The 1,714-nt window shown below is 30.2% G+C and carries 2 protein-coding genes; both read left to right on the top strand.

What is annotated here, in order from left to right; translation table 11 throughout:
- Positions 1-1,350, top strand: a 1,350-nt coding sequence (locus N9I19_RS24640) for a PIN-like domain-containing protein (protein ID WP_317779314.1), incomplete at its 5' end; no start/stop codon positions are given.
- A gap of 20 nt (positions 1,351-1,370) precedes the next feature.
- Positions 1,371-1,661, top strand: a complete 291-nt coding sequence (locus N9I19_RS24645; protein WP_317779315.1) for a hypothetical protein — start codon at positions 1,371-1,373, stop codon at positions 1,659-1,661.
- Positions 1,662-1,714 lie beyond the last annotated feature (53 nt).

Raw genomic sequence — 1,714 nt, forward strand, 5'->3', positions numbered from 1 at the left:
ATTCAACGCTGGGTCACCCAATTGAACATGGAGGTAGAACGGAATCAGCTTGGCCACTATCAGTTTTCAGATGAAGAAAAAAAAGAACTATGGGAAAATGCTACCTTTGTAGTTGACACAAATATTTTAATTAATTTTTATAAGTATTCATCAAAGGAATCCACAAAAAGTTTATTAGATATATTAAAGAAATTAAAACAAGATAATAGGCTTTGGATACCTCATCAAGTTGCTCTTGAATACTTTTTTAACTATGAAGACAATATGCATAGACAGCATGAGGGTTATGAGCTAATAGGTAAAGATTTGAAAAAATTAAAAGAAAGTGCAATTAAAGTGTTAAGCTCTGTTAAGAGTAAACATCCTTACATTATGACAGAAAAATTTAAGTTTTTTATTGATAATATAGAGAAGTCAAATGAACAATTACAAGAAGAATTAGATAAAGAAATAGAAAGCTTACCAGATGCAAATAAAATACAGAATGATTTATTAACTTTACTTGATGGGATAATTGGAGAGCCTTATTCTCAAAAGGTTATTGATGAAATTGAAAAAGCAGGAAAAGAAAGATATAAATACAAAGTACCACCAGGGTTTGAAGATATGGGGAAAGCTAATAAGGAAGTCTATAGAACATATGGGGATTTTAGGTATCAACAGCTTTATGGAGATTTAATAGTGTGGAATCAAATCATAGATAGAGCAAAAAATACAGAAAATCCTACATCAATAATATTAATTACAGAAGATAGGAAAGAGGATTGGTGGGAGAAAGATGGAGGTAAAATTAAAAGACCTCATCCTCAACTAATTCAGGAGTTTCTTAATAAAACCCAACAGGAATTTTATATGTATAGGACAGATGGCTTTGTAAAAAATGTAAAATACTTAGGGTTTGATGTAACAGAAGAACAAGCTCAAGAGGTTACAAATGAGATTGAGAACATCAGAAAAATTGAGGAATTTAATGATTATGAACTAAGAAATCAGAAAGCCAGAAATTTAAATAAAGTGGCTGATTATTTAAGTGAGGAAGAATTAAATGTTTTTTACCAAATGGTGAATCAGTCTAATGATTTAGAATTGGATTCCTCTACAGCTAATTATAAATATAGACAAGCAATCAACTGGGCTTTTAGAAATGCTTTACCCAGATTAGAAAAGAAGTTTCAAGACCTTATTATCTTGCTAACAAGTTTAAATAAAGAAAAAGGGCACTTAGCACAGCATTTTTATGGTTCTTTACCAGAGGATTCTGATGAAAGAGTTTTAAAATTATTAGAAGAAATACCAAATATAAAAGGTATAATAGACTTTTACAAGGATTTTCCAGATAGGCATATCTAAAAGATAAGTGAGGTGCAATAGTGGGTAAAAAAGATTTTGAAAGTAATGTTGGATTAATGACTGAGCAATGGCAAAGTCTGAAAGAACATTTATATAATGGAGTAGTTAAGTATGATGAGTTAGAAAAGATAATAAATGACTATATGGTCTTTAATAGATTTGACAATATCTTTAAGGAGACCTGTAAATTCTTTGAAGTGAATCTTTCTGACATAAAAACTATGTATAGAGGAGCATCAGGGGAGATTGACCTTAATAATTATGACAGAATGGTTCCTAAGATAAAGTTTGGTATGTCAACACTAAACTAGACAACTTTTTTAAGGTGTTCAAGTTTGTAATCAATCGGACTTACATAACCCAG

This window comes from Peribacillus sp. CSMR9 (genome assembly GCF_033141925.1).
GTDB classification, from domain to species: domain Bacteria; phylum Bacillota; class Bacilli; order Bacillales; family DSM-1321; genus Peribacillus; species Peribacillus simplex_A.